Origin of the sequence: Pectobacterium parmentieri (assembly GCF_001742145.1) — a bacterium.
GTDB classification, from domain to species: Bacteria; Pseudomonadota; Gammaproteobacteria; order Enterobacterales; family Enterobacteriaceae; genus Pectobacterium; species Pectobacterium parmentieri.
Genome location: NZ_CP015749.1, coordinates 3156182 through 3176601, shown reverse-complemented (window position 1 = coordinate 3176601; position 20420 = coordinate 3156182). Strand labels below are relative to the sequence as shown.

Annotated in this window: 14 protein-coding genes; 6 read left to right on the top strand and 8 right to left on the bottom strand. The window is 52.7% G+C overall.

Going from position 1 to position 20420, the window contains the following annotated elements; translation table 11 throughout:
* Positions 1 to 30: 30 nt before the first annotated feature.
* The 5 genes from A8F97_RS14405 (at position 31) to A8F97_RS14385 (ending at position 8098) form a co-directional block, all read left to right on the top strand.
* Positions 31 to 1812: a TolC family protein gene (locus A8F97_RS14405; RefSeq protein WP_033070931.1), complete on the top strand. Its 1782-nt coding sequence runs from the start codon at positions 31 to 33 to the stop codon at positions 1810 to 1812.
* Positions 1812 to 2570, top strand: coding sequence for an efflux RND transporter periplasmic adaptor subunit (locus A8F97_RS14400; RefSeq protein ID WP_012822634.1), 759 nt, complete (start codon positions 1812 to 1814; stop codon positions 2568 to 2570). The genes A8F97_RS14405 and A8F97_RS14400 overlap by 1 nt, the downstream gene beginning before the upstream one ends.
* On the top strand, positions 2567 to 3922 hold the full coding sequence (locus A8F97_RS14395) for an efflux RND transporter periplasmic adaptor subunit (RefSeq protein WP_033070932.1): 1356 nt from the start codon (positions 2567 to 2569) through the stop codon (positions 3920 to 3922). Before A8F97_RS14400 ends, A8F97_RS14395 begins: the two co-directional genes overlap by 4 nt.
* Before the next feature lie 2 nt (positions 3923 to 3924).
* Positions 3925 to 6054 (top strand): site-2 protease family protein, encoded by a 2130-nt coding sequence (locus A8F97_RS14390; protein WP_033070933.1) that lies wholly within the window; start codon positions 3925 to 3927, stop codon positions 6052 to 6054.
* 328 nt (positions 6055 to 6382) lie between these two features.
* Positions 6383 to 8098, top strand: a complete 1716-nt coding sequence (locus A8F97_RS14385) for a polysaccharide lyase family protein (protein ID WP_033070934.1) — start codon at positions 6383 to 6385, stop codon at positions 8096 to 8098.
* 54 nt (positions 8099 to 8152) lie between these two features.
* Here the strand turns inward: A8F97_RS14385 and A8F97_RS14380 are convergent, their stop codons facing one another.
* The 4 genes from A8F97_RS14380 to acs form a co-directional block, all read right to left on the bottom strand.
* The gene (locus A8F97_RS14380; protein WP_033070935.1) at positions 8153 to 9085 is read right to left on the bottom strand and encodes an Rpn family recombination-promoting nuclease/putative transposase; all 933 of its coding nucleotides are present in this window, start codon (positions 9083 to 9085) and stop codon (positions 8153 to 8155) included.
* 327 nt (positions 9086 to 9412) lie between these two features.
* The gene (actP, locus tag A8F97_RS14375) at positions 9413 to 11071 is read right to left on the bottom strand and encodes a cation/acetate symporter ActP (protein WP_012822639.1); all 1659 of its coding nucleotides are present in this window, start codon (positions 11069 to 11071) and stop codon (positions 9413 to 9415) included.
* A complete protein-coding gene (locus tag A8F97_RS14370) occupies positions 11068 to 11379 on the bottom strand; it encodes a DUF485 domain-containing protein (RefSeq protein WP_005971729.1) in 312 nt (103 codons plus the stop codon). The genes actP and A8F97_RS14370 overlap by 4 nt, the downstream gene beginning before the upstream one ends.
* 124 nt (positions 11380 to 11503) lie before the next feature.
* On the bottom strand, positions 11504 to 13465 hold the full coding sequence (acs, locus tag A8F97_RS14365) for an acetate--CoA ligase (RefSeq protein WP_033070936.1): 1962 nt from the start codon (positions 13463 to 13465) through the stop codon (positions 11504 to 11506).
* Positions 13466 to 14365: 900 nt separating this feature from the next.
* Here acs and A8F97_RS14360 point away from each other — a divergent pair.
* Entirely contained in the window at positions 14366 to 14758 is a 393-nt protein-coding gene (locus A8F97_RS14360; protein ID WP_005971734.1) for a hypothetical protein, read from the top strand.
* Between the two features lie 719 nt (positions 14759 to 15477).
* On the opposite strand, the gene A8F97_RS14355 is transcribed toward A8F97_RS14360, so the two are convergent.
* From A8F97_RS14355 to A8F97_RS14340, 4 genes are read right to left on the bottom strand one after another with little or no spacing between them, the layout of a single operon-like run.
* Positions 15478 to 17388: a BglG family transcription antiterminator gene (locus A8F97_RS14355; RefSeq protein WP_025919837.1), complete on the bottom strand. Its 1911-nt coding sequence runs from the start codon at positions 17386 to 17388 to the stop codon at positions 15478 to 15480.
* 36 nt (positions 17389 to 17424) lie between these two features.
* Positions 17425 to 18162, bottom strand: a complete 738-nt coding sequence (dagF, locus tag A8F97_RS14350; RefSeq protein ID WP_033070937.1) for a 2-dehydro-3-deoxy-phosphogluconate aldolase — start codon at positions 18160 to 18162, stop codon at positions 17425 to 17427.
* On the bottom strand, positions 18159 to 19277 hold the full coding sequence (locus A8F97_RS14345) for a DgaE family pyridoxal phosphate-dependent ammonia lyase (RefSeq protein ID WP_012822643.1): 1119 nt from the start codon (positions 19275 to 19277) through the stop codon (positions 18159 to 18161). The genes dagF and A8F97_RS14345 overlap by 4 nt, the downstream gene beginning before the upstream one ends.
* Positions 19261 to 20394, bottom strand: coding sequence for an amidohydrolase/deacetylase family metallohydrolase (locus tag A8F97_RS14340; protein WP_014698783.1), 1134 nt, complete (start codon positions 20392 to 20394; stop codon positions 19261 to 19263). The genes A8F97_RS14345 and A8F97_RS14340 overlap by 17 nt, the downstream gene beginning before the upstream one ends.
* Positions 20395 to 20420 lie beyond the last annotated feature (26 nt).

The following is a 20420-nucleotide window of genomic DNA, read 5'->3' as shown; positions in this document are numbered from 1 at the left end:
ACAGACAAATAGAATATGGGGAGAACCCGGGTGAATCAGCACATAGCGAATGTCTGGGATAGCCAGCAACACGACAGTCAGCAGCAGAATGTTCAACACGAGGCTACACCACGCACCGCAGGTTCCCGGGCATTACGGATCGCGGTAACCCTCGCCTGTCTGGGGTTGGCCGGCTGTGCCGTCAAACCAGAGCCTGTCACGGTCGAGCAGCAGGCCGCACAGGCATTGAGTGACAGAGTGCAGATGTTTGCTAATCAGGAACCCGTGCGCGGTACGATTACGCTGGATGAGGCGATTGCCCGTGCGCTGAAATATAACCTGCAACAGCGGGTCGCGTTGATGGAACAGGCGATGGAAGATGACCTGTTAGGCGTGCAGAATCTGGACATGTTGTTACCTAAACTGACCGCCCGCGCCGGGTTGCAAACGCGCGATAATGTAGCGGGCTCTAGCAGTCAGTCGGTCACAACAGGTCGGCAATCGCTGGAATCCTCTACCAGCCAGGATCAGACCATGCGTACTGCCGATCTGACGATGAGCTGGAATGTGCTGGACTTCGGTATCAGCTATTTCAATGCCAAAGTGCAGGCGAACAAATCGCTGGCCGCGGAAGAACGCCGTCGTCGCGTAGTGGCGGATATTACCCGTCAGGTGCGTACCGCGTATTGGGAAGCGGCAACGGCGCAGCGCTTGCAGCCGGAAGTGACGACTGCGCTGACGCAGGCGCGTCAGGCGTTGGAATACGCGCGTCAGACCGAACAACAGCGTTTGCTGGCACCGGTTGAGGCGCTGCGTTTCCAGAAAAATATGCTGGAGATGGTGCGTCAGTTGGAAATCGTCGACAGCGATCTGGTGGTGGCGAAATCCCGTCTGGCGGCGTTGATGAACCTGCCCCCGTCCAGCAAATACGATGTCGTCGTGCCCAATGAAAGCAGTCTGGTTGCGCCAAAAATGGCCTACTCGCTCGACGATCTGGAAAATTTCTCGATGGTGAAACGCCCGGAAGTACGCGAAGAGAGCTATCTGGCACGCAACAGCGTACTGGAAACGCGTAAATCGCTGTTGCGTCTGCTGCCGGGTGTGTCACTGTTTGCTGGTATTAACGGCGACAGCAACAGCTATCTGGTCAATAGCCAGTGGGCGAGCGCGGGCGTTCAGGTCAGCGGTAACCTGCTGAACGTGTTGTCATGGTCATCGGTGAAACGTGCCGGGCAGGCGAATGAAGATCTGGCAGAAGTCCGTCGTCAGGCGCTGCGTATGGCGGTGTTGACGCAGGTGAATGTTGCCTGGCAGGAATATCAGCAGAGTACGCAGATGTTTGGTCGTTATCAGGAACTGGCGCGGATTCAGCGCGGTATCCTCAATCAGACTACGCTCAGCGTACAACATCGCGCTGAGACGCAGATGGAACAGGTGCGCGTTAGCACGGAAACCATTCTGACCACGCGCGCACGCGATCGCAGTTTTGCCGATGTGCAAAATGCGCTGGGCGCAGTCTATCAGGCGGCAGGGCTGGACGTGCTACCGGATAATGTGAACGATGTCAGTCTGGCGGCGCTGAGCAGTTCGATTGCCCGCACCACCGGAAATCTTGAGAAAGGCGGCGTTGCAGTGCCGCGTCTGTCCCTGCCAACACCGGCGGTGCCTGCTACCACGACGGCTTCCACCAAGGCCGTTTCTACTGCGCCAGTGACGAAACCTATCGTGCCTGCTGCCGTTACGCCAGTGGCTAACGCGGGGAAACCTTACCGCGTGGTAAATACCGATATGTGGGATAACCTGCAATCCTTACAGGCGGGAGGCTCGCGTTAATGGCTGTCGGCATGATGCGTCCGCTGTTGCTGGTCAGTGCGTTAAGTCTGCCCCTATGGGGGCAGGCCGCGACACAGGGAGACATTCGCGTGCAGCTTAGCGCACAGCGCTATACCGTGTTATCCAGCGAAATTGCCGGAAAAGTGACGGATATTGCCGTGAAAGAAGGCGAACACTTCAAGCAGGGCGATACGCTGCTCACGTTTGACTGCACCGTGCTGCGCGAGAAGCTGAATTATTCAAACGCCGCAGAGAATGCCGCGCGTAAGAAACTGGCGATTGCCGATCGGTTGGATAAGCTCAATTCGATCAGCCTGTCGGATGTCGATCAGGCACGATCGTCGGTGTCGATGGCGCAGGCGGAAAGCGGCGTCAATCGTGCGATGCTGCAACGCTGTGCCATTAAAGCGCCGTTCTCTGGTCGCGTCACGGAAACCAAGGTCAAGCGCTGGGAATCGGTGCCGGAAGGCAAAGAACTGCTGGCGATCTATGATGACAGCGCGTTCGAGCTGGAAATGATCGTTCCGTCGCGTTGGTTAGTGTGGTTAAAGCAGGGCAGTGCTTTTCAGGTCACGCTGGATGAAACTGGCCTGAGTTATCCGGCTGAAATCAGCCGCCTCTCGTCGGTCATCGACCCGGTTAGCCAGTCGGTGAAGGTCTTTGGCCGGATAACCCAATCCACCGCTGGATTACTGCCGGGTATGAGCGGCGTAGCGCAAATTGTACCGCCTGAAGCAGCAGGCAGCGTGTCACCATGACCGAACGGAACACGACCGCAGCACAAACTGAACAGGATACCCGGCTGGTGCTGCTGGCCGAACTGTTACAGTTGCAAAGCCGCGCCAGAGCGCGAGAAACGCTGGATGAACTGGCGTTTTTTATCGTCAATGAAACGCACAATCTGGTGAAATATCGTCAGGCGCTGCTGTGGGATTGCGATAAACGGCGTTTGCAGGCCGCGTCTGGGCTGGCCTCGCTCGATCACAATGCGCCGTTTTGCACCGAATTTAGCCGCCTGTGTCGGCAGTGGCGGGAAGAAGGACGTCAAACGCAGGCGCTCAGTTTTCGGGATTTGCCCACAGACGATCGCCAACTGTGGCAGGAGCATCTGCCGGAATTTTTACTCTGGTTACCGCTGCGCGTGGCACAAGGTGATGCGCCGCTGGTGCTGGTGTTAGCACGGGACAGCGCATGGTTGCCTGCCGAAATCATCCTGTTGGAAAAGCTGGCAGACGCCTATGCACATGCATGGTTAAGCCTGTGTAAAGTGCGCCGTCGTCAGGTCAAAACCAGTCCGAAAAAACGCCGTCTGATTGTTGCCGCGCTGGTGGCGCTAGTGCTGATCTTATTGCTCCCCGTTCGTCAGTCGGTGCTGGCTCCGGCGGAGATCGTCGCCCATCGTCCGGTGATGGTTCGCGCTCCTGTCGCGGGCGTGGTGGATGACATTCTGGTTCGGCCCAATCAAACCGTTAGCGCTAACCAACCGCTGGTGAGGCTGGACGTGCGCGAACTGGAAAATCGGCTGGAATCGGCTCGGCAGGCTTTTGCGACTGCCGATGCCCAATACCGTCAGGCACAGCAACAGGCGTTGTTTGATGCCAACAGTAAAGCCAGTCTGGCCGTGCTGCAAAGCCGCCGCGAACAGGCGCAGAGCGACATGGATTTTCTGCAACGTCAGCAGGAACGTATGCAGCTTGTTTCCCCGCGTGACGGCGTGGCGATTCTGGATGATGCCAGTGACTGGATTGGGCGCTCGGTAGCGGTCGGCGAACGTATCATGATGATCGCCGATCCACACGATGTGGAACTGGAGATCCAATTGCCTGCGGCGGATGCGATTGCGCTGGAAAACGGCGCGGATGTCCGCCTGTTCCTCAATGTGGCACCGAATTCAGCACAAGAAGCGCGACTTGAACAGATCGGCTATCGCGCCGCCCCGACGCCGGATAATGTGATGGCCTATCGGCTGCGCGCGCGTTTTACGCAGGATGATCCGCAGCTTCGGGTGGGCCTGAAAGGCACGGCTAAGCTATACGGAAAACGCACGGTGCTGTTTGTTTATCTGCTACGTAAACCGCTGGCATCCCTGCGCGTTTGGTTAGGTGTCTAACGATGGCCGAGGGGGCTACGCCAGCCGCCGGACTCAGTCCGCTGCGCGATGAACTGATCCTGCACGCGGGGCCGGCTAACCGTGACGGTTCGCCCAGTTGGACACTGGAAGATCCGCTGCGTGGCCTCTATTTTCGTATCGGCTGGGCAGAAATGGCGATGTTATCGCGCTGGTCGGTGGGGAACGCCGCGCAGATTGTCGCCGAGATTAACCAGACTTCTGCACTGACGCTCGATGACAGCGATGTGCAGTACTTCAACCGTTTCTTGCAGGCTAACAGCCTGACGCGAGTTTCCGGCGATGACGCGCTGGCGCAGTTTACCCGTCAGGTAGAGCAATCGCGTGTTTCGATTTGGCGCAAGCTGCTAAAGAATTATCTGTTCTTCCGCATTCCTTTATGGCACCCGGATCGCTTTCTGGCGGCAACCCTGCCGTGGATTGAACCCTTTTTCAGTCGTACTTTTCTCAAACTGACGCTGCTGGTGGCCGCGTTGGGGTTATTCCTCGCCGGACGCCAGTGGGAGACGTTCAAGCACACGTTTCTACATTTCTTCACGCTGGAAGGGGCGGCGCTGGCAGGGCTGACGCTGTGCGTTACCAAGATTTTGCATGAGTTCGGTCACGCCTACACCTGTAAGCGCTTTGGTGCGCGGGTTGCCACCATGGGGGTTGCGTTTCTGGTGATGATGCCGGTGCTGTACACCGATACGTCCGGTTCGTGGAAGCTTACCCGCCGCCGACAGCGGATGGCGATTGGTGCTGCGGGTATGATGACCGAACTGGCGTTGGCGGCGTGGGCGACGTTGGCATGGAGCTTCTTGCCGGACGGTATGTTGCGCAGCGCCGCATTTATGCTGGCGACGACGACGTGGATCATGACACTGGCGATTAATCTCAGCCCGCTGATGCGCTTCGACGGCTATTTCCTGCTTTCTGATGGATTACAGGTACCGAATCTGCAAAACCGAGGTTTTGCTATCGGTCGCTGGAAGATGCGGGAATGGCTTTTCGGCTTAGGCGATGCGCCACCGGAGCACTTTCCCCGTTGGCTGCAACGCACGCTGGTGGGGTATGCCTTTGCGGTGTGGATATACCGTTTCTTTCTGTTTACCGGTATCGCGATTCTGGTTTACCACATGGCGTTCAAGCTATTGGGGATGCTGCTTTTTGCGATTGAAATCGGCTATTTCGTGGTGATGCCCGTGGTGAATGAAGTACGCGAATGGAGTAAACGCCGTAAGGATTACCGTATGAACCGTAATATGACGACAACGCTGGCGGTGAGCGCAGTGGTTCTGATCTTGCTGATGATCCCCTGGCAGCGTAGCGTGTATGCACCTGCGCTGCTGCGGGCGGAACAGCAAAGCAGCCTGTACATGCCCGTGCCTGCGATGATTCAGCGCATTGAGGTGCAGGTTGGTCAGCCTGTGCATGCCGGGCAAACGCTGTTTACGCTGTCGTCTGATGCATTGGCGCATGAACGGCAACAGCTTGAACGCCAGATTGCGACATTGAACTGGCAAAGCACTTTTCAGGTTTTCAACAAGGAAGCCGCAGGCGATCACCAACGCGTGAAGCAGGAGCATGAAGCCGCACTGCAAAAGTTGCAGGTATTACAGCGCCAGTCTGAGCAGTTGACGGTGCGTGCGCCGATAGACGGCGTAGTGGCTGATATGGCGACACCGCTGGAAGCAGGCGAGTGGCTGGGGCAGGGCGAGTGGCTGGCGGTGGTGACCAAACCAACCGGTGGACTGGTGGAAGCCTTCGTGTCGGAGAAAGACTGGCAGCGCCTCAGCACTGGTGCAAAAGGCACGTTTTATTTACAGGATGTCAGCCGTTCATCGTTGCCGCTCACGATTGTGGAAATCGCCAGTACCGCGACCCGCGATCTGAATGCGGCACCGGAACTCGCCTCCGTATATGGCGGTGATATTGCCACGCTGAGCGATGCACAGCGCAAGCTGCACCCTGAACAGGCCGTGTATCGTGTATTGCTCAGCCTGCCTGCCGATTATCGCATTCAGCCGCAGGTACTGCGTGGCACGGTGGTGATGGACGGTGAAGCACAAAGCCTATTGATTCGCGGCTGGAAAGTGGTATCCGCTGTGCTAATCCGCGAGCTGTCATTCTGATTAGTTTTGATTTCTGCGATGTCGATCCTGACTTTCTTCCCGCTATTGCCAGATTGTTGTTTTTTCTGGCAGTGGCGTGAAGGAGGGCGCTTAACTCCTCGATTATGTTGTTCCTGATATCTCTATCCTATCTATTTAAAATGGCAGAAATTTTTAGATATATCAGGCTACATCTAATGTTGGATATTAGGGGAAACACGGTGATGAGGTTCCCGTAGGGACACCTCACACCGTGGTAGCCCCGTGTATCTCGATATTGAAGCGGTAATAGCCTGAACCATCGCGATAAACGTTTCTGTCTAACCAGTGGAACACAAGAGGGCTGACTGTGAAGCGATCTGTCTTGTTGTTGGTGGGAGCCATGCTGGCACCCTATGGCTATAGTGCGCAGGATAATGCCGTGTCGTTATCCGTTTCGGGCTTGAATACCGTGCTGGATAATGGCTTGCTGAAAGTCACATTCGGTGAGGATGGCAGCGCGGTGAGCATGGTGACGGGGGGTAAAAATATCGTCACCAACTTGTCCGGTGCGGCACGTGACCCGAGCAAAACCCGTAGTGCTTACCTCGACTATTACGTTAAAGGCGTCAAAGATTTCGTCCCCGAGCGCGTGGAGGTGTTGCGTAACGATCGTGACATGGCGCATGTGGCCTATATTGACGATCGCGGTGGGCTGCTAAAGCTCGAATATCACCTGATTATGCGGCGTGGCGTTAGCGGGCTTTATAGCTATGTGGTGGCGGAAAATAGTGGAAGTCAGGATGTTAACGTCAGTGAACTGCGTAACGTTTATCGCTTCGATCCTGCGCGGTTAGACCACCTCTACAGCGGCGTTCGTCAGGGCAAACCGCTGCTTTATCGCGAGCTTGAGGCCTCACCAAAGGTGCAGGATGAAACCTGGCGGTTGCCTGATGGCAGCATTTATTCCAAATATGATTTCGCTGGCTACATGCGTGCCGTGCCTTTCTGGGGCGTTTTCGGTAACGGCGTAGGGGCATGGCTGATTCACGGCAATCGGGAGTATTTCTCCGGCGATGCGCTCAAGCAGGATTTGCTGGTGCATCAGGATGCGATCATTCTGAACTATATGACGGGTTCGCACTTTGGTACGCCGGATATGAAAGCCCCGCCGGGCTGGAAAAAATTCTACGGACCGTGGCTGCTCTACATTAACCAGGGCGATACCAAGCAGATGCTAGCGGATGCACAGCGTCAGGCGCTGACGGAAACGGTGAGTTGGCCGTACCAATGGGTGAACGACTCCCGCTATGCGTTTGAACGCACGCAGGTTAGCGGACGCGTTGCTAGCCAGCAGCCAGTCACAGTCGTGCTTTCATCATCATTGGATGAGCCGTTTGATATGCAGACCCGCGGTTATTCGTATCAGGCAACGACAGACTCACAGGGAAATTTTGCTATTCCTCATGTCCGTCCGGGCAATTACCATCTAACCGTGTACGCCAACAGCGGTACGCAGCCAGGGGTATTGGCAGAGCAAACGCTGTCCGTTTCCGGTGATAAGAAAGTGCTACCAGTGATAACACTGCCAAAAGCTGAACCGATTGTCTGGGCGATTGGACAGGCAAACCGGCAGGCGAGCGAATTTCGCTTTGGTAACGAGGCGCGCAATACCCGCTGGCAGCATGAGGTTCCGGCAAATCTGACGTTCGATATTGGCCGTAGCGACTATCAGCACGACTGGTACTACGCACAGACCAAGCCGGGAAAATGGGATATCCGTTTTGCTCTAAAACCTGAAAAGAAAACCTATTTCCTGAATGTCGCTCTGGCGGCGGCGAGCAATAGCGGCATGAGTGAACCGTCCACGCCACAGTTGGCGGTCATGGTCAACGGCACTACGCTGGAGACGTTGACTTACGAGAACGACAAAACTATCTATCGTGGTGCGCTACAGAGCGGTCGTTATCACGTTGCGCGTATCCCCGTGTCATCCCGTCTCCTGAAAAACGGCAACAACACCATCACACTGCAATTAAAAGGCGGTAGCGTGATGTATGACGTGGTGACGTTAAGCGAGGAATAAACTCAGTATCAGTGACGTAAAGGGTCGTGGGCAGGGATAGCCCACGATCAAAAATTACTTCTGCTCGCTGCGAAGCAGTTGCGCCATCTCTTCATCGGACAATTGTGTGACGCGTTGAACTAACTCTTGCTCCATCTCACTTTGCAGCAATTGGCGGGCAATATTTAACGCGCTGGTTTTCATTCCTTCTTGTATCCCTTCCTGTAGTCCTTCTTGTAGCCCCGCCTGCATCCCTTGTTCAAATCCCCTTTGGTGTAATTGTTGTGCAATGGTCATTGTATCCTCCTTATGCGTTGACAGGGGCTCTGCCACTGAATCAATAAACCTGTCTATGTCAGAGGTATTACCCACTTTCGCAACGTACAGTAACAGCGCGTGTCGTAATGGCAAAGACAGATTCCAGTGTTCAAATAATAACCCGATGTCATGTGCCAATTCCAGCATATCCCGCGTGCGGATATGCTTTTGCACGAGTTCCAGCAACGCGGCACGACGGTGCGTTTTGATCTCTTCATCTGGAATAACGGTCAGGTCTATCAGGGGAAAGGCATGGTGGTAAACCTGTGCAGCCAGCGTTGGATCGGTGAAATGATCTAGCCACTGTAAACTATATGGATAAGGGCTACGTTTACCGTGATAGAACAAAAGTGGAATGACCACGGGTAATGACTGATGGCCTTGGGATAAATGCTGCTGCATCGCATCAAGGCAATAGCGTAATAACCGGAAAGGCATGAGCTTATCGGGGCGGCTTTGATGCTCTATGACGCAATAGATATACCCAGAACCAGAGCGAGTTTGCAGTGAGTACAACATGTCTGACAGACGCGAACGTAATGTGTTTTCGATAAACGATGCAGACTCTAACTGCAATGTACTGAAATCGCACTGTTGCTGAATAGCGGGTGGTAAATGAGCGGCAAGAAAATCTCTGGCGATATCAATATCGCTTAAGAACTGTTTGAAGATGGCATCGTGAGGCTGCATTGCACCCTTCCCTGTGATGTGTATGCCGACACCATAGCGAATCGCGCAGCGCTGGAAAGCCTACAGGTTACTATTGGGAATCCGTCCCGCAAAAAATCGCAGGAGCGATTTTCAACAACGCAAAGCGTTGGCCCGAAGGGGCGTGGGCAGGGATAGCCCACGATAAAAAATCGCAGGAGCGATTTTCAACAACGCAAAGCGTTGGCCTGAAGGGGCGTGGGCAGGGATAGCCCACGATAAAAAATCGCAGGAGCGATTTTCAACAACGCGAAGCGTTGGATTGCGGAGAAGAGCTGGCCCGCGAAATGCGGGCCAGAGAGGCAGGTATCAGTGGGAACTGCCTTTTGAAGCACCGACGCCGGTTTGTGAGCGGACAAACTGTGCATGGAAGCGTGCGCGTTCCTGCTGTCCGGTCTCGGAACGATCGGTGATGGAGAAGAACCAAATACCAATAAATGCGACCAGCATGGAGAATAGCGCTGGATAATCGTAAGGATAAATAGGTGTGGCGTGACCGAGTATTTTCACCCAGATCGTCGGCCCCAGCACCATCAGAATAACGGCAGTCAGCAGTCCCGCCCAGCCACCAATCATGGCACCGCGTGTCGTCAGCTTCGACCAGTACATCGAGATGATAATGATTGGAAAGTTACAACTGGCGGCGATGGAGAACGCCAGCCCAACCATGAAGGCGATATTCTGGTTCTCAAATAGGATACCGAGCGAAATCGCCACGACACCCAGCACCAGTACGGTGATTTTCGAGACTTTCAGCTCATCGCGCTCCGTCGCCTTCCCTTTCTTAATCACGTTGGAATAGAGATCGTGAGAGACGGCAGACGCACCTGCCAGCGTCAGCCCTGCGACGACGGCCAGAATGGTGGCGAAGGCTACAGCGGAGATAAAGCCGAGGAAGAAGTTGCCGCCGACCGCATCAGCTAAATGCACTGCCGCCATGTTATTCCCGCCGATGAGTGCGCCCGTCGCGTCCTTAAACGCAGGATTGCCACTTACCAACAGGATGGCTCCGAAGCCGATGATGAAGGTCAGGAAGTAGAAATAGCCCATAAACCCCGTGGCGTAGAACACGCTTTTCCGGGCTTCTTTGGCATCGCTGACGGTGAAAAAACGCATCAGAATGTGCGGCAGGCCGGCCGTACCAAACATCAGCCCCAACCCAAGAGACAATGCGGATATCGGGTCAGAAACCAGCCCGCCGGGGCTCATGATCGCCGCGCCTTTCGGGTGAACCGCCATCGCCTGTTTGAAAAGTGCATCAAAGCTGAAACCCACGGATTTCATTACCATGACGGCCATAAAGGTGGCGCCGAATAGTAGCAGGACGGCTTTAATAATCTGTACCCATGTGGTGGCGAGCATGCCACCAAACATCACGTACATCACCATCAGAATGCCAACCAGTACCACAGCCACATGGTAGTTGAGACCGAATAGCAGTTCGATGAGTTTCCCTGCGCCCACCATCTGTGCGATGAGATACAACGCCACGACCACCAGAGAACCGCAGGCGGAAAGGCTACGGATTGGACGCTGTTGCAAACGGTATGATGCGACGTCAGCAAAGGTGTAACGCCCGAGGTTGCGTAGTCGCTCTGCGATCAGAAACAGGATTATTGGCCAACCGACCAAAAAGCCGAGCGAGTAGATCAGGCCGTCGTAGCCGGAGGTATAGACCAGTGCGGAAATACCGAGGAAGGAGGCGGCTGACATGTAGTCACCCGCAATCGCCAGCCCGTTCTGGAAACCGGTGATATTTCCGCCAGCCGTATAATAATCGCTACGTGAGCGGGTTTTCTTCGACGCCCAGTAGGTAATATACAGCGTACCGCCGACGAACAGCAGAAACATCACGATGGCCTGAATATTCAACGGCTGCCGCTGGACATCCCCCGTGAGTGCCTCTGCTGCCCATGCAAGCACTGGCAGCGTCAACAGTCCGAACAGCATCATAAAGCGTATTTTCATTGCTTTACCTCATCCAGTAACTGCTTGGTCAGACGATCAAATTCACCGTTAGCGCGATACACATAGACGCCTGTCAGAATGAAGGAAATCGCAATCAATCCCACCCCAATAGGAATACCGCGGGTAATGCTGGAGCCCGGCGCGATAGGGGTTCCTAACCAGCTCGGCGCAAAAGCGATCAGTAGAATAAAACCGACATAAAGCACTAGCATGATCAGTGAAAGAAAAGCGGCAAAACGCTGTCGCTTGTTGACCAGTTCTCTGAATAAGGGGTTACTTTCAATCCGTTGATAAATGGCATCATTCATCGTAAGTCTCCAGTAATTTGTAGGGTTTAGTCTTACCGCGAGTCACCGCCTGATTTATCGCCAGCCACATCCCCGCAAGCCACGTCATGGCTTACGGGAATGGGGAGAGCGGTGGGTCAGGTAGCTATTGAGAGGCGGTACTCATGGCCTGCTTTTCTTCGAGCAGTTTTTCGACGACGCCAGGATCGGCCAGCGTTGAGGTGTCCCCCAGATTGCTGGTGTCACCGGCGGCGATCTTACGCAAAATACGACGCATAATTTTGCCGGATCGCGTTTTCGGTAAGGAGTCTGTCCAGTGCAGAATGTCCGGCGTAGCAATCGGGCCGATTTCCTTACGCACCCAGTTGCGCACTTCCGTATACAGCTCGCTGGACGGCTCTTCGCCGTGGTTTAGTGTGATGTAAGCGTAAATAGCCTGCCCTTTCATATGGTGCGGGATACCAACCACGGCTGCTTCGGCAATCTTGGGATGGGCAACGAGCGCAGACTCGATTTCTGCCGTTCCCAGACGGTGGCCGGAAACGTTCAGCACGTCGTCAACACGACCCGTGATCCAGTAATAGCCATCCTCGTCACGGCGCGCGCCGTCGCCGCTGAAATACATGCCTTTGAAAGTGGAAAAGTAGGTTTGCTCAAAGCGATCGTGATCGCCAAACAGCGTCCTTGCCTGACCCGGCCAGGAATCCACAATCACCAGATTGCCTTCGCTGGTGCCTTCCTGTGGATTGCCGAGATTGTCGACTAGCGCAGGCTGTACACCGAAGAACGGACGCGTCGCGGAGCCGGCTTTTGCTTCGATCGCGCCGGGGATCGGGGTGATCATGAAGCCGCCCGTTTCCGTTTGCCACCAGGTATCGACAATCGGGCATTTGCCATTGCCGATTTTGTTGAAATACCACTCCCAGGCTTCCGGGTTGATCGGCTCACCGACAGACCCCATGATCCTGAGCGATTCACGCGATGTGCCCTCGATCGCCTTGTCACCTTCAGCCATCAGCGCGCGAATTGCAGTAGGGGCGGTATAGAGAATGTTGACCTTATGTTTATCGACTACTTGTGCCATACGGCTGGCATCTGGCCAGGTTGGCACGCCTTCAAACATCAGCGTAATCGCGCCACACGCCAGCGGGCCATAAAGCAGGTAGCTATGCCCTGTAACCCAGCCAACGTCTGCCGTACACCAGTAGATGTCGCCAGGATGGTAGTCGAAGACATACTTGAAGGTCAGTGCAGCATAAACCAGATAGCCGCCAGTGGTATGCAATACACCTTTGGGTTTGCCGGTTGAACCCGATGTATAAAGGATAAACAGCGGATCTTCCGCATTCATCTCTTCTGGTGGGCAATGGTCGTCTGCTTTTTCAACCAGATCGTGCCACCACAGATCGCGCCCATCTTTCCATTCACCGTTCTTTCCCGTGCGACGGAAAACGATAACGCTGGAAATGGTGGTGACGTTCGGATTCTTTAGCGCTTCATCAATATTCTTCTTCAGCGGAATCACACGCCCGGCGCGAACGCCTTCATCGGCGGTGATAACGAGTTTGGCGCTGGAGTCAATGATACGCCCGGAAATAGCTTCGGGAGAGAAGCCTCCGAAGATCACCGAGTGAATCGCGCCGATTCTGGCACAGGCCAGCATTGCCACAGCCGCTTCCGGCACCATCGGCATATAAATGGCAACGACATCGCCTTTCTTGACGCCCTGCGACTTCAGTACATTGGCGAAGCGGCACACAGATTGGTGCAGCTCTCGATAGGTAACTTTCTTACTTTCTGTTGCGTCATCGCCTTCCCAAATAATGGCGGTTTGATCGCCACGCTCGGCCAGATGGCGGTCCAGACAGTTTGCTGCCACATTAAGCGTACCGTCCTCAAACCAGCGAATACGGATGTGGCCTGGGTCGAATGAGGTGTTCTTGATCGTTTCATAGGGTTTGATCCAATCGACGATCTTTCCCTGCTCACCCCAAAAGGTGGCGGGATCGTCAACGGACAGCCGATACATGTTTTCGTATTGCTGGGCATTAATCAGTGCATTTTCCGCAATAGCGGCGGGAATGGCGTGTTTATTATGTTGTGTCATAGCGCTTCTCCTTAAACATGTTAATGCTATGTCAAATAATGGTTAATTGTAGTTAACTCGTTATCTTTGTTTCTTTTTTGCGCGATTGATCACGCAATGCAGGAAAAGCAATGGGGTGTTACTTAAAAGGTAGTCTTTTGGTTCAGAAAACAGACAGTTTTTTTGTGGTAACTAAAATGTGATAAGTGATATACGTCACAATATGGAAGACGGCAGAATTAGCTATGCTGTTATAATGTCATTAACGATCAATTCATTGTTTTCAATAGATTATATCTATTGTTATCAAGTTTTTGATCGCCCTTTACGATCAAAAGGTATAAAGATCCCGCTTATTCAGCCGATAGTAAAAATCCTGTTCAGAGTATATTCCTACGCAGGCCAGTTATTTAGCGCGTCAAGTGTGTTCGATGTGTTGAGATTTTGTTCTATTTGTTAATTGTCTGTAGCTATTAATGAAGTAGATTTATCCGATTATCAACGAGCAGATAAGTGTGAATAATCTACACTCTAGGTAGGCTTCATCGCACAGCCGTAGGCCTCCTTAAAAAGAGTAAAGATGCCGCTCAGCGAGTTGCTGACAAAAAAGAAAAGTAAAATGTTATTTTTGTGTCTTATTCAGAAATATCCGGTTTCCAAAAATAAATAACATAGATATACCCAACATCACTGACGCAAGTAAGGCGGCAGGTGTTTTAGCCCCGCTAGCTTGAGAACCGATAAACGGTTCCGGTCAGCGAAATTCACCCTTTTCGTTAGGTGATTTTCTAGGGTAGGTAAGAACACTATTAGTCCGGAAACCTTTTATTTTCCGGTAGGTTGATTGCTTATCAATGGTGTGCCGTGAGGTCATGGTGCGCTGTGAGATATCTTTTTACATAGCATGATGCAGAGGAAACAATGAGTCTGATATTTGGCCGGAATGAGATTTTAGGCATGCTTTCTCAACCAGTTCAGAATGATCGGCGTGCTGTGGCAGTGATTGACGAAAAATGTAAAGTCGTCTGCGCGAATTCTGCCTTCAACGCCCATTTTGGATTGCGTGCTGAAATGAATACGCCCGTCTCAATTGATGATGTGCTACCTATCAATGTTAAGTTTGCCTATCACGACTTTATAACGAATGCCAACGTGTTGAGTACGCGCGTGGTTTCGGATCTGCTGTCTGATGGCTTTACCAAAAAGCAGCTAAGCACGCTGTCTTTTTCTAAGCTGAACGTTGAAAACCGGGTGCTTTCCTTGTTGATCCTGAACCAAGATACGGTTGAGCCTTCAACAAATTTGGCATCATAAGTTTGAATCATTGTTGATTATCTGGCCAGAAAAGTAGACGCGCGTATTTTCCAGTAGAAAATAATGATAAAAGAAAAATTGTTGTTATTAACAACGATAGTATCATTTTTCTCAATGCAACCGATTGCGCTAGATTATTCCCCACGAACGGTTACGGTGAGTAAAACAATAAGGTAGCATTGATTTTCCGTGAATGGAGAATAAGAAACATTTTCTATTTTTCACGAAAAATTGGAAAATCAAGTTAAAATAAATAGTTAACTATTTTATTGTATATAATATGCTTCTTTAAAATAAACAGCGAAACGTTTCGATTTAATCCTGCTTTCTTCTATCTGCTTGCACTTGCTTGCGAATTATCCCTTTAACCATAACCGTTTATTAAGTACGGTAGTTTTTTCTTAAAAATCTCTTAATTTTTAGTGTATTGAGAACATTAAAGGGTAGCAAATGAATAAGTAGACTCTCGTCTACTTATTGATGTGGCTAAGCTAATATAACCTTTGCCACCAGATAGCACATTTTGATTAAGAATAACGTCATTTTTTACTCGCAATGCCGCTGCTTTATGGGGGGATCTTAGAACTATCGCTGGTGATCCTTACGCTGAAGGGGGCGACATCGGTATTTTATTTAAAATTATTTTTTCGGTTTCACAATGGGAGTACGGCATCTGGCGGGTGACATATTTCTTCATTGTCATCTTGGGATAACTGTTCTCAAAAACGGCTGACACATTCCATTGCTATCGTCTTGAATGCTGCAAAATCTGTACAGGCACACAATCTTGCCGTGGCGCGTTCACGCAGGAAGGTGACAAAGATATCGTAGATAGCCATTGCCTCTTCATACTCGCGTTTGCTAATCGCCAGTAAAAAGATCACATGTGCGGTTTCTTCTCCCCATTGGATCCCCTGCGGGGCTAATACGGTATAGACTACGGTTTTTTGCGCCAGCAGGCCCAGTGAATGCGGCAGCGCAATCCCTTCGCCAAACAAAGTGCTGACAATCGCTTCACGCTCGACCACTGAATCGAGGAACGCTGTATCGACAAAACCTTCATCACGCAACTGATCGCACAGGGTAGTAAACAGCGTTTGCTGATCGATCGTGCCATCAATAATACGAAAATGCGCCGCGTCGAAATACTTCTCTAGCATCCACGGTCGAGTGCGATCCACCAGCACTCGCTTACCGATCTGTTCTAACTGATAGTCGGTAGGGAAAGGTGCGATGGTAACTACGGGTTTATCTTTTTCGCTAATACGTGCTGTGGAAATCACAAAATCTTCGACAATGCCCCCACACTGTTCATATTCGCGCAGAGTAACGGTACGCGTAACGATGATCTGCGGATACTTACGCACCAGCACCGCTTCAATCATCCGGACCATTGCATTACCGGCATCGCACACGAGTAACACGTGTGGCTGGCGCTGGTAGCCGATATTGTAATGCCGTTCAAGACCAACACCGATATGCAATACCAGGAAGCCTATCTCGTTTTCGCTGATCACATATGGCGTGTATTTTCCCCAGCTTGAGACTGCCGCCAGCGTCATATCCCATGCCATCGGATAGTGCTGTTTGATGTTATCCAACAGTGGATTAGGAAGCATTATCTGGTAACGCACGCGGGTGATCATGGTCTTGATATGTGTCAGCAAATCTGCGTGCAGTTGCGCATCATCTTGCAGGTTGTAGTTATAGTGTGTGTTGATATAGCCGAGGATGTAGTTCACCAGCGTTTCATCGTCATCGGCACTGATGGTGCTTGGTACGAGTTCCTGTACACGCCGCCCGGCAATATGTACCCGCAGCCAGTGTTCTTCAGCGGCAGCCAGCGGTTTCCCCGCCAATTGTTGCAACGCTGCCGAAATATCCTTCGCGGCGTCACGCACGTTGTCATCACCATCCTCGGCGCTAAATTCCGATAAGGGGTAGCCTTCGCTGATGCGACGTATCGCCACCGCACAGTAGAGGCGAATAAACAAATCTCCCTCATCGGTGAGGCGAATGTGATGCTGACTAAAACAGTCATGTAAGATAGCTGCAAGCGCCTCTGGTACACCCAGATTAAGTGTTTCTTCAGTGAGCAGCGGGCTTTTCGTGCTCTGTTGTGTCAGTTCCCATAGCAGATCGGTCAGACAGGCGCGCAGAGACATTTCACTGCCAAACAGCTTCATGCCGTGGCGCGGACGCGTCTCCAGTATTAATTGGTAGCGGGAGAGTCTCTCTCGCACTTCGGCCATATCATTTTGCAACGTGGCACGACTGACAAACCATTCGTCCGCCAGGTCTTCAAGTTTGAGGGAGAACGCTGAGGTCAGAAACCTGACCACCAGATATTGCACGCGTTCCTGCCCGCTACGGGGGATGCGCAGTGCGCGCGAGCGGGTGGTTTGTAACGTCTGGTAACGCGTTTCATCGTCGATTTTCAACTGATAACCGCTACCACGCGTCAGAATAAACTGTGCACCGTGTTGTTCCAGCAGCGCGTTTAATGCAGTGATATCTGCGCGAACGGTACGCGTGGACACCGATAGCCGTTGTGCCAACTCATCCTGTGGTAGCGTCTCGTTCTGCAACATTATAAATAGTTGCGCTAAACGTTGGTTAGGGAATCGCACGTCGGTCTCCTCGCGTAGTCTTAAGTCCTGAGCCCGTTACACTCGCGCTTTGGTCATTGCCAGCAGTTGGCGAACATCGGATGGACGAGTGTTGCCGCTCACCTTATCAATAATAGAGCTATAAATGTGCGGAATGATTTTGCTGACCCCTGCATCCAGAGCGATTTGTAAGATCTCACTATAATTATCCAGATCGATTCCGCCAGTCGGCTCCAGCCAGAACCCGTTACGCGCACAGGCTTCAGCGACGGCCTGATACTCATCACGGCATTTCAGGCCGCCCATCGGGAAGTATTTAATCGAGCTACCGCCCATATCCTTTAGCAGGGCAATCGCGGTATCGACTGGCACGATGCCGTCTGTTGTCTGGCTGCTGAGTGGCCCGGTGGAAATTTTTACCAGACCTGGCGTACCGGTTGGCGACACCAGTCCGTTCACCACGGTGTCGTTTTGGCTCAGCAGTGCGCGGCTGGTTGCCACACCAGTAAATACCTGATTGACGTGTTGCGGTTGTACTTCACGGGCGATGAGGCTGACCATCGCCGATTGGCTCGGATCGCCTGCTCCAAGGCCAATAGATAGCGCGTTGTTGATACGTTCGGCATAATCACGCATATCCGCCACGGCGCTTGCCACATCCGGGTAGTTTTTTGACAGCACACCTACCAGTACATGCCCTTCGGCAGCGTCGTAAATTTCACTGGCGTTCTCTTTGCTGCCCGCCAGCACATTCAGGCATACACGGTCACGGTAAAAATTTGGCGTCAGTTTCATGCTGTGTGCTCCTTGTTCAATTCTTCGGCGATACGGCGGTAAACGATTTCTAACTGGTCGGCCGTCACGCTGCGTACATCGGCTTCGATAATCCCTTCATTGGTTTTGTAGCCACGGAAGTAGATAGCGTATTCTCCTTGTTTTAGGGCGCTAACCAGTTCACCAGTGGCAATACCAGTAGTGGCTTCATCAAATTTTATTTCGCTGCGGGCAATATCGCGCCCGGCGCTGTCCCACACTACACGGGCGCTAACGCCCTTCAGGGTATTGAGATGTTCAAGAAACGGCGTCATTTTGGCGACCATTTCCGCGCCACTCTCTTTACTTGTGCTGAGGTAGTGCTCGATGGCGCAAGTCAGGCCGAGGATGCCTTCTTTGCCTACCTTCATCGCGCGGCCAATACCTGCCGTCTGGCGTTTTACCCACTCCACATACTGTGTTTTACCGATCACCAGCCCGCTGGTTGGTCCTTCAATCGCCTTCGCACCGCTGTAAATAACCAGGTCGGCTCCAGCACGGTAGTAGCACTGTAAATCTTCTTCCGCTGCCGCATCGACAATCAGCGGCAAGTTGTGTTTGTGCGCCACCGCAGCGGCCTGTTCAACGCTGAGCATGCTCTTTTGTACACAGTGGTGGGATTTAATGTAGAGGATTGCCGCTGTGCGTGATGAAATTGCCGCCGCCAGTTGGTCTGCTGAGCACTCGTTGGCGTAGCCCGCTTCCACGACTTTTCCTCCGCCCAGCGTAACCATGGTGCTGACTGGTGCCCCGAAGTTAACGTTATGGCCGCGTGGTAGTACGATTTCGTTGTTATCCATCACCGTGCTGTGCAGGTTTTCCAGCAGCCAGTCGCTGTCGCGTACCAGCACTGCCGCAACAGATTGGGCAATTCCTGCCGATGCGCATGACACCACGGTTGCGCCTTCAACCTCTAACAGCCTGGCGATGTATTCACCGGTTTTGTTCACCAGATCTTTCATTTCGAAGTAGTGGTTCATGCCACTTAATACCGCATCCACCACGTCTGGACGTGGCGTGGAAACACCGAGTACGGTCATGCGCCCCGAGGCATTGATGACGCGTTTTAACTGATACTTTTCATAAATCGAAGGCATGTTCTGCACTCCCTTGTTCGGTCAGATAGATTTTTCCCATACGAATGGCAGCCAATGGCGTAAGTAACTGGTCAGCCTGCAAACTGTCGTTTTCCGCGTCGGTAAATCGTATTGGTTGTTTGCGTAGATCGAAGATCGTCAGGTCGGCGTCATAACCAGCGATAAGCTGACCTTTACACTCCAGATGCAGGGCGGCGGCGGCATTGCCAGTCACACAGGCAATGACCTGTGGCAGTGATAGACCAATGGCGAGGAATTTGGACATTACGTTTGCAAGCGTTCGCACCGGGCCGTCGATGCGATTGCGACAGTAGATATCGGAACTGATGGTTTGTGGCAAAATCCCCAAGGCTATCGCCTGCTGCGCCACGGCAAAGCTGAAACTGGCGCTGCCATGTCCGACATCCAGCCGTACACCGCGCGCAATCGCACGCGCCACCGATGCTCGCAGCTCACCGCTAGGGGTGAGAATACGATTCGGTTTGCCGTTATAGCAGTGGGTAATGATGTCCCCTGTGGTCAGCAGATCGGCAATTTCATCAAGGTGCGGCGGGTTGTTACCAATGTGTACCATTAATGGTAGTTCGCCGTTTGCTTTCTGAATTGCCTTCGCGCGCTCCAGAGGTGCGATACCGTTCTCGCCGACCACGCTACTGCTCATCCGCGCTTTCAAACCGACGATAAAATGGGGGTGGCGCTTCACTGCATCGCGCACGGCCTCGGCATCAATATTGGCCATATCGGCCAGTTCATTCTGCGCGATAAGCCCTACGCGAGAGATATTCAGCAGCGCGTATACCTCGGTTACTGCCTGGCGAGTAATCGTATAAAAATCATCCACGTCATCAGCGCCGGTGCTGCCAGCATCAATGACGGTGGTTACGCCAGTGGCGATCCCCACACTGTCTGGCTGGTCGTGGTAGATTGGGGAGTGCGGGTAGCAGTGCACATGGGAATCGATCCAGCCGGCACTCACGTAGTGCGCTGCGTGTAGGTTGATGGTTTTGAGTGCCGCGCCGTGGATCTCCCCCAATGCGGCGATTTTCCCTGACTTGATGGCAATATCCGTTACTGTGTCGTCAGCCAGACGCGCCCGGCGCAGGAGTAAATCAAACATACATATCTCCAGTAGTAACGGGCACC